Here is a 9,610-nt window from a genome sequence, read left to right on the forward strand (position 1 = left end):
CACGCCGGGGGTCGCGGGTTCGAGTCCCGTCCGGTCCGCCATTTGCTTGCTAAATCTTATATACCCCCCTTCTTCGAGTTACCTATCAGCTCAATTTTCTTGTTATTTTCCTAGCCCTATAGCTTTATTTCCTTATTTTCCGTTTTGCACTGATCTGAATTGCCCTGGGGCTTGCTGATGCCAGCGCTTAAAGGCTCTCTGAAATGCTGGTGATGATGAAAAACCCAGTAGCCAGGCTACTTCCCCAATACTGAGTTGCGTATCCTGTATATAGCGTGTCGCCAGCTCTTTTCGGGTGCTGTCCAGAAGTTCAGCAAAGCTAGTCCCCTCTTTTTCCAGTTTTCGGCGTAATGTCCAGGGTTCCTGATTGAAAAAGCTGGCGATGGACTCCAATGATGGTGTTTTACCTGAAAGTTTCATCGCAATGGCTTCACTGACCTGATCGGCCAGTGTTTTACCTCTGAGGATATTTTCGAGCTGTTGCTGACAAAGGTGCTTTAGCTGTCGATGGGTTACAGGGTTTGAGTCGGCCGATGCTCGCTCACATAGAGTGTTCGGCAGCCAGAGAACATTACCTTCTGCAGAGAACCGAACAGGGATTTGCCAATGTTGATAGGCTTTCGCGTAGGAGGGGCGCTCGAACTCGATCTCAACTTCTGCCCCCAGCCTGTGCAGCTCTGAATAACTGAGACCACTCCACTCTTTTAGCAGACTAATCCAGCCGCCAATAACCGCATCAACCACAAAGAAATTAAACCGGTTGTAAGGGCTGATAGAATAAAAACAGAAGCCTGTGCGGTCTTTTTCTTTAATAACTCTACTGTGCCCACGACTATTGGTACTGTAGAGGCGTTCGAATTGAATGGCCGTTGCTAAGCCTTCGCCAAGTGTTGGTGCTGTCTGAGACGCCAGCCCCAGCAGCCCGAAATGATGGCTTCGGCATCTTTCGCCTACCATTAAGCCAATATCCTTTCTGCCTGTGAGTTGCACGGCCTGTTCTCCCAATCGCATATAGCGCGGGATGCTGATTCTGCGTTCCGGATGGCTGTCGAAAAGATCGTCCAGCCCGTAGCTGGCAAACAGAGTGTCCGCGTTTTTATTTTGATCCTGAACCGCCTGATACAGACATTGCAGAATATTGACGTTGATGTCGCCCAGCTTCATTTTTCTGTTTTTCTAGGTTATTGATTTGTTGTTTAAAGGTATCACGTTTTTTCTGTCATTCATTACAGTTAAAGCATCACAAAAATAAAGCCCCACAAGAATTTAAGCGCTTGAACCGCTGGGCTACTGTTTGATTAGACCGAGGATGATGACATGACTGCAGCAACTTCTGCTTCTCCCTACCCGAACCTGCTACAACCTCTCGATCTGGGGTTTGTCACCCTGCCTAACCGGGTGTTGATGGGATCCATGCATACCAATCTTGAAGAAAGCCCTAATGGCTTCGAGCGTCTGGCGGCGTTTTATGCGGAGCGTGCTAAAAATGGCGTTGCTTTGATCGTTACCGGTGGCATCGCGCCGAATAAAGAAGGCGCTGTCTTCGAAGGCTCAGCCAAAATGAGCACACCGGAAGAGGCGGAAAAACATAAGGTGATGACGCAGGCAGTGCATGATGCCGGTGGTCGCATCTGCATGCAGATTCTGCATGCGGGTCGTTATGCCTATTCCCAGCGACTGGTGGCTCCATCTGCGGTTCAGGCTCCGATTAACCCTTTCCCGCCGCATGAACTGAACGGTGAGGAAGTGGAAAAGCAGATCGCTGATTACGTCAATTGTGCAGCCTTAGCTCAGCAGGCGGGTTATGACGGCGTCGAGATTATGGGCTCTGAAGGCTATCTGATTAACCAGTTTATCGCCGCCCGAACCAATAAACGCAGCGATGAATGGGGCGGTAGCTTTGATAACCGTACCCGTTTCGCTACTGAGATCGTGCGTCAGGTACGGGAAAAAGTCGGTGCTGAATTTATTATCATCTTCCGTCTGTCGATGCTGGATCTGGTAGAGGGTGGCAGTGATTGGGAAGAAGTGGTTGAACTGGGTAAGCGTATCGAAACCGCGGGTGCCACTCTGATCAATACCGGTATCGGCTGGCACGAAGCCCGTGTACCGACCATTGCCACCAGTGTTCCCCGCGCGGCTTTCACCCGGGTGACACAGCAGATGAAGCAGGTACTGTCGATTCCTCTGGTAACCACGAACCGAATTAACACTCCGGAAATCGCTGAAGAGGTGCTGGCAGACGGTCATGCCGATATGGTGTCTATGGCACGTCCTTTCCTGGCCGATCCTGCTTTTGTCAGCAAAGCGGCAGAAAACCGTGCCGATGAGATCAATACCTGTATTGGTTGTAACCAAGCTTGTCTGGATCACACTTTCCAGATGAAGCTGACCTCCTGTCTGGTAAACCCCCGTGCCTGCCATGAAACTGAAGTGATAGTTGAGCCTGCCCAGCAGGTTAAAACCGTTGCTGTTGTTGGTGCCGGACCTGCCGGTTTGTCAGCGGCCACTACCGCTGCAGAGCGGGGCCATAAAGTCACTCTGTTTGATGCAGGCGCTGAAATCGGTGGTCAGTTTAACTACGCCAAACGTATTCCGGGCAAAGAAGAGTTTTACGAAACCCTGCGCTACTTTAAACGCCGTATCGAAGTCACTGGTGTGGAGCTGAAGCTGAATACCCGTGTTGATGCTGAAGATCTGAAGGCTTTTGACGAGGTGATTCTGGCAACCGGCATCACCCCGCGTACACCAGCTATTGAAGGTATTGATCATCCGAAAGTGGTCAGCTATATCGAAGCGATCACCGGAGCCAAGCCGATTGGCCAGAAAGTTGCGGTCATGGGCGCTGGCGGTATCGGTTTTGATGTATCTGAGCTGCTGACTCAGAAGGGTGAATCGGCCAGCCTGAATATCGACGAATTTATGCGTGAGTGGGGTGTGGATCTGACGGTTCAGCACCGTGCCGGTATTGAAGGCGTAGAAGCTCATGATCCGGAATCTGCCCGTGAAGTCTGGTTGATGCAGCGTAAGGCCAGCAAGCTGGGTAAAGGCCTGGGTAAGACCACCGGCTGGATCCATCGTGCTTCCCTGCAGAAACGTAATGTCCACATGTTGTCAGGTTGTGATTATCTGAAAATTGATGATGAAGGCCTGCATCTGACCATTAATGGTGAGCAGGATCTGCTGCCAGTAGACAATATTGTTATCTGTGCCGGTCAGGAGCCTTGCCGTGAACTGGAAGATGGCTTGAAAGTGTTGGGCAAAAATCCGCACCTGATTGGTGGTGCGGATGTAGCCGCAGAGCTGGATGCCAAGCGTGCGATCGATCAGGGGCTGCGTTTAGCGGTTACGCTGTAGGTTTTAGAACAGCCCGATTTTAGTTTTACTGAGGTCGGGTTATTTTATTCGTGGACTATATAAGTTTGATTTTTGTCACATTTTATACAAACAGAGTATTTTCTCTAGGTTGTTCTATGCTACTTGTTATTTGGATTAGCGTAAGACGCAACTGTTATTCAGTTCTCAGAAATAGGTCTCTTGGGTGTGGAGAGTTTCCGCATTGATGCAGCCTACCCTGCCCATACTGATTAACGTGAAAGTTCTACGTCTCTTTTAGTATCACATGGATGTGTATCAACTGGACTTGAAAAGTATCAAGGGTGGTAGGCATGCATCTGTATAAACAATTCTCAAAAAATCGATTGGCTACAGCCGTAGCTGTATCCTCATCAGCATTTTTAGCAGCTTGCGGCGGAAGCGATACTGGCAGTGCTAGTAGCTCCGGTGGAAGTGGTAGTAGCTCATCAGGTGTTGTTTTAAGTGGTCTTGTGACAGGGCGTGTCGCCGATGGCTATATTCTAGGTGCTACAAGCTTTATTGATATTAATGGTAATAAGCAGTTGGATGTTTGGGAGCCTTCGGCAAAGACTCCTAAAACAGGTGTTGCTACGGGAGAAGAAGGCAAGTTCAGCATGGATTTGTCCGCTTGGGCCGCTCAGTTAAATAATACCTCTAATACCCAAAACGGCAAAACCTATCTGCAGCTGGTTATTGATGCTTTAACTGAAGCGCTTGGCCGCTCAGCAACTGCTTCGGATATCACTAAGGAAAACCTCCAGGCTTATTTTTCTACCGTAGTGTCCATCCCTGTTGGTGCTATCGATATGGATAGTCCGACAAAACCTTTGACCAAAGCCGTGTCCATGTCAGCACCTCCATTAGGTACGGCAGCTGCATCAAATGGTAAAGAGGTCTTTGTCAGTCCGGTAAGCACCATGGTGCACCAGAAGCTAGAGGCTAAAAAGAAAAACTCTGCTGGTAGCACAACAAAGTCCGTTGATGACTTCTTAAAAGAAGCCAAGGCAGATATTCAGAAAGATCTGGGGGTTAGCATTGACCCTACAGAAAACTATGTGGCCAAAAAAGCTGAAGGTGGCTCCGACGCAGCTGAGTTTAAGAAAATCCACACAGTTGCCCGTGTCGCTACTCAAATGCTGGCCAGTACCTTAGATAAAGCCAATACCTCGGTTACAGGTGGCGCGGCCAATGCGACGTTGGATGAGGCGACAAAACAAGCCATCATTGATGCGGTTACTCAGAAGGTTTTGGCTCAGCTGGATACCATTGTTACGATCTCTGAAGCGTTGAACGAAAAGGTTGATGACTCAACAGAAGGTGGCTTTGGTCTTGATGATATTGACTACACTGCTATTGAAGAGATGGCAGAGACCAAAGGCCTGAATGACAGCTTTAACGCCTTTGACGTAGATCAGAGTGAGATTGAGCTTTCTAAGCTGGAGCTTGAGCAGGCTCCTGAACAGGATGGGCAGACAACGTCCGTCTGGAAAGCTGCACTGGAAGGAGGCTTTTGGAGTCGCCTGTTGCCAAGTACTGCTCCAGCTGGAACAGAGGCCAACCGGCCAACAGCAGAGCGCTCAATAAACTCTGATGGCCGCTATGTTGAACCAACGGATACCAGTTTTTATTACACTGGTTCTGGCTGGGTGGCAGGTACTTCACTCAGTCAGACCGTCAGTGAAGAGAACGGTGAACTGGTTGTTGAGCTGAAAAGTGGTGATCTTTCCGTTGTTAAACGCTATATCAGTGCTCGTATTACCGACGTCACCAACGGCAATGAGATTCGTACCTTTATCACCGGCAACGACCTGAATAACTGGAGAAACAGTATTCCTCAGGGAGTTACCTTCAGTGGCAGCGGTGAACAGAAAGTTGCCAAGGTCACCGAGTTTTTTGACAATCTGGTTCTTAAAGGAACTTCGGATACGGCTCGTAGCGGTTCTTTCACCGAAGGTTTTGTTCAGATCGATCAGGCTACCGGTTTGCAGGCTAAGGTAGATACCGTCAGCGGCAGTATTGTTTTCAGTGCTGATGGTTCAACCGAGTTAGATAGCTCCTTCTATCTGGAAGAGAGTGTCAACGGGAAAACCGTTTACCTGTATACCATTCCGATGTGGATCGCACTGGAAAAAGGCGTCAGCCAGAGAAATCGTTTCCTTGCTGATGCTAGCAGTGAAGGCCAGGCTCAATACCATCGTGGCAGCTATATCGATGCCGGTGAGTTTACGGTCAGTTACCAGTTCAATAAACCTGCGGTAGATCATATTAAGTCGATTGCAGGTAGTGACGGTGGTTTTGTTTTCTCGCCTAACTTCAATGTAGCGCCGAGCGATCCGTCTCAGGTTGACAGTGCTACACCTCAAGTCAAAGTTAACAGCTTTCTTGTACCTTCAGCAGCTACTGAAGCTGTGCTGACCCTAACAGAAGCCAAGGCCAATGGTACCAAGGGGGCTGCCGTAACCTATACAACGCAGCCAACTTTGGAGCGTCTGGTCCAGTTCAGATTGGGAGATACCCCGTCATCCGGTTCACTAAGTCTTGAAAGTGGAAAAGGCTATAACGCCAGTGTTGTTTTTAAAGACAGTAGCGGTGAATCGATTGGGGAAACTAAAGGTTTTATAATCCGAGGCAAAAAACGTCCGGTTGCGGGTATCGACTTTGTAGCCAATTCACGTTTGGCCTTTAACGGCTCAAAAAATAAGTTTGAATACAAGATCGAGCTAAAAAAACGCAAAGGCATCGACTTCAGCGGTACGTCAATTGCTCTCTCTTCACAGAACGTCACCTTGCCTTCAGCGGTGAAGTCCTCCACAGAACGTTTTAATATTGAGACTTTCACTGTGCCAGCCCCTGCTGAAGGTTCAACGTTTAGTATCAAGGTATTAGGCAGTAATGATGGTGCGGGTAATCCGGAGCTTCTGACTCTGAATCCGGCTCCGCAGGCTCCGGCCTGGCTACAGTCAAAAGTGACCAAGGTTGCATTGGATGAAAATAACAACCTGACTATAGCCCTTGATAAAGAACTGCCAAACGATGTAATTACCGACGTCAATCTATTGGTTCGGTTGGTGTTTTCCGGCTATAACGGCCAGGAAGCCAGTATGGATCTCGCTTTGGGTCTGGGCGAGATCATTATGGAGAACAGCGCTGGGGTTATCCGTCCAGCGAGCCGAACCTCTGCCAGTGTTACAGCTGGAACCACCCTGATTACTGTGCCAGATTATATTCTTTTTGCTTATCCGGAACTGGCTGATGAGCTGCTTCGTGTTGAGCTTCGGGTGTTGAATATTTCTGCTGATGATACTACTGGTGCACAGCTAGGGCGTAACCTGACAGAGAATAATTTCACCATTCCGTCATACGTGAATGATGACAGCAGTACAGGAGGCGGGGTTGAGCCTCTGCCGGAGGAACCGGTTACCCTGACTGATGTTGACGTGACACGTTTTGGTCAGGTCTTTGATATTGCCTACAGTCTGGATGCAGGGCAAAGCGCTGTTGCAGGGGACCAGTTTATAGTCACTGTGCAGATTGATGGTCAGGAGTACGTATTGGATACGTACGATGCACAGTACTACCTGCACGATGTGTACAACAACCGTTTGTTCATCGACCTTCAGCAGCTGTTCAGCAGTCTGCAACTGAGCCTTGATCCGCTGAATACTACGGTGGACATTGTCAGTGTCAGTCTGAACAGCCGTACCGAAGGTGAAGAGCCTACCTCGATCGGTTTGCAGGCGATCAACACGATGCCTTTGCTGGATACGCCACTGCCTTACCCGCTGAACAGCAGCCTGATTGGTGATGAGCCAGTTGTTCTTCTGGAGCAGGGGGGAGAAGGTGAAGGCTGGCAGTTCTCCGGTATTCTGGCATTTTCTCCTGACGGCAATATTTTTGCTTTTGACCCGGAATCTGGAGATGAACTGCAGCTGCAGTACCGCTTTGCTGCTGACGGTACCCTGAGGATTCAGGACAGTGACGACCTAGGCATGCCATACACAACCGTTATTCTGGCGCTGGAAGAAACAAGCTCCGGCTGTTTCAAAACTGCGTCACTGCCTTATGCGGATGCTGAAAGTCTGACCCAGGAAGAGCTGCTGGCGCTGACCCCGGATGATGAGCTGCTTTGTCTGTCGATCAATGATGCAGAAAATAAACTGTTTGATCTGAATAAAGAAACCTTATCCAGCCTGCTTCGTCAGGGTATCTATCAGTTGGGCTCAGACAGTTATCAGGATGACGGCGGCCAGACTGTGCAGGTTGCTACGGTATCCGGTGTCCGGGTTGATGAGCTGAATAACTGGCTGGAAGAGCATATCAAACTGGAAAATGGTCAACTGAAAGCTGAATCCGAGCGCGGAGAAGCAAAGGGCTACGTTCTGACTAATGGTCAGTGGGTTGCGGTAACCGAACGTCAGGTTGAGTTGATTGAGAACCTTGATGGAAGTACAACTCTGCATTTCAAATCCGGAGACAGTATTCTGGAGACCTATACCGGTGCTGTGAGCTCGGACACCTCTCTGGAATGGCTGCCAGTGATTGAATATCTTGCAGATACTGATCGGGCTCTGGATCAGGTTTGGCTGGATTCGGTAAAAGACTTTGGTGCCTTCTTCCCGATGGGTAGTCGTAGTTTTGAGTTTACGATTGAAAACACTTTTGCTGCGAAAAGCGTTAGGGAAAAACGCAGCCAGGATGCGACCGGTGCTGATATTGATGTCAGTAGCTGGAGTGATATCGGTTCCGGCATTATTGGAACGTCTCTGTACCTTAACGGTGGTATCCGGGCGACTTTTGCTTCCGATGCTGTCACTTTTGAACAGTCCGATGGTCAGGGAGGCTACAGCCCTGCAGGCTCTGCAATAACGTCAGTTGATAGTGATGGCGTTCTTTCTGTTACCGGTATTCCGGCTAATTTGGAACCTGAGTTTGATGGCCGTACCCCGATTTTTGCCCTAGTTGATGATGGCACCGGTAAAGCGCTGTGGCAGGGTGAAGTTGAGTCTTCGGCCCCTCAAGTGATGACCCAGCTGAACCGTACTGCTGTTGATGCTATTTTCCAGGCTCTGGCCGCGGCAGAAGTGGGTTTCAGCCCGCTGGATATGTCGTGCGCGGCAGTAGGTGACTGTAAGGCAACAGTACCTGCAGTATTGCCGGATGCTCAGTCAACCACGGTTTATCTGGAGGAGCGCAGCAAAAATATCTTCTCTGGTGCTCAGGCCGGTAAGGATTTCTGGACAGTTCTGGATGGTGTGGTCAACCCAGTAGTTCTGACTAATGGGCTGGATGGCTTGATTGAAACCGGTAATGGGGATGCTGCTGATGGTGAAATGATCAGTGCCCTGCTCGCAGATAATAGTTACTACTTGAATGTGATCTATACCCGTGAACCGGCAGATCAGATCCGTTCCATGCTGTATAACTTTATGGAGTATCCAGTACAGGGTGAGGTTAACCCGTTTGAAGGCCTGTCCCGTACCGAGTCTGAAGCGATTTTTACCGTGGGCGAAGGTGTGGATGATACCGGGTTGGTATTCCGGGATGATTACAATGCTTTCATCCGATATCGTAAAGATAGTGATGGTGAAAAACTGCTTCTTTGGGCTGCTGTAAACGCAGATAGCAAAGATAAATTTACTGACTTTGTTATTACTGCCGATGGGGTAGAAGTATATAGGTTAGATGCTAGTGATTTGACTGAATCGGCTCTTCAGGGAGGCGAGTATGTTAAAGAAATGTATGGTTCTTGGGAGTTACTTGAAGGGAAAGAAGTTATTGCCATTCTCAATGGATCTGAGGTTGGTAGAACAACTCCAGTTAGCGCTAACTTTGCTACTCCGAAAATTGAGTCAGCCAGCTATCTTGCCAGCTTAGATGATAGTGCAAAATTTGTTGAGGTTTTCTATCAGCAGGATTCAACAGAAATCAATGACAAAGATAATATCAAGTTGGATCTTGAATTTACGGTCGATGGATCAACGGAATATTTGACTATTTATCCACACCGTAGTGACCTGACCTACGCCTATTTCGACCGTTATAGTCAGTTTGCTTTTATTGATTTAGAAGAACTGTTTTTGATCAATACAGACCTAGCTTCTGCAACAGAAGTAAAAGTTAGCGGTGTGACATATCGAAGCTATGACAGCCTATCGGGCGTTCGTGTTGACTCAAAAGTTATTCCAACAGATGAAAGTGGAAACTTACCAGGAACTGATCCGGGAACTGATCCGGGAACTGATCCGGGAACTGA

General features: G+C 48.7%; 3 protein-coding genes. 2 read left to right on the forward strand and 1 reads right to left on the reverse strand.

All coding sequences use genetic code 11. The annotated features are described in order from the left end of the window. Nucleotides 1-132: 132 nt before the first annotated feature. Nucleotides 133-1,164, reverse strand: coding sequence for an AraC family transcriptional regulator (locus BV405_RS17455; RefSeq protein WP_086482176.1), 1,032 nt, complete (start codon nucleotides 1,162-1,164; stop codon nucleotides 133-135). Nucleotides 1,165-1,317: 153 nt separating this feature from the next. Between BV405_RS17455 and BV405_RS17460 the strand changes: the two genes are divergently transcribed. Together BV405_RS17460 and BV405_RS17465 are read left to right on the forward strand one after the other, a co-directional pair. After that, nucleotides 1,318-3,357 (forward strand): NADPH-dependent 2,4-dienoyl-CoA reductase, encoded by a 2,040-nt coding sequence (locus tag BV405_RS17460; RefSeq protein WP_086482177.1) that lies wholly within the window; start codon nucleotides 1,318-1,320, stop codon nucleotides 3,355-3,357. Between the two features lie 311 nt (nucleotides 3,358-3,668). Beyond that, nucleotides 3,669-9,610, forward strand: a 5,942-nt coding sequence (locus BV405_RS17465; protein WP_140054655.1) for a hypothetical protein, incomplete at its 3' end; no start/stop codon positions are given.

The organism is Oceanospirillum sanctuarii (genome assembly GCF_002150805.1).
GTDB lineage: Bacteria > Pseudomonadota > Gammaproteobacteria > Pseudomonadales > Halomonadaceae > Oceanospirillum > Oceanospirillum sanctuarii.

Coding starts and splice junctions, on each gene's coding strand:
- BV405_RS17455 (WP_086482176.1), bottom strand. CDS start 1,164: ATGAAGCTGGGCGACATCAACGTCAATATTCTGCAATGTCTGTATCAG.
- BV405_RS17460 (WP_086482177.1), top strand. CDS start 1,318: ATGACTGCAGCAACTTCTGCTTCTCCCTACCCGAACCTGCTACAACCT.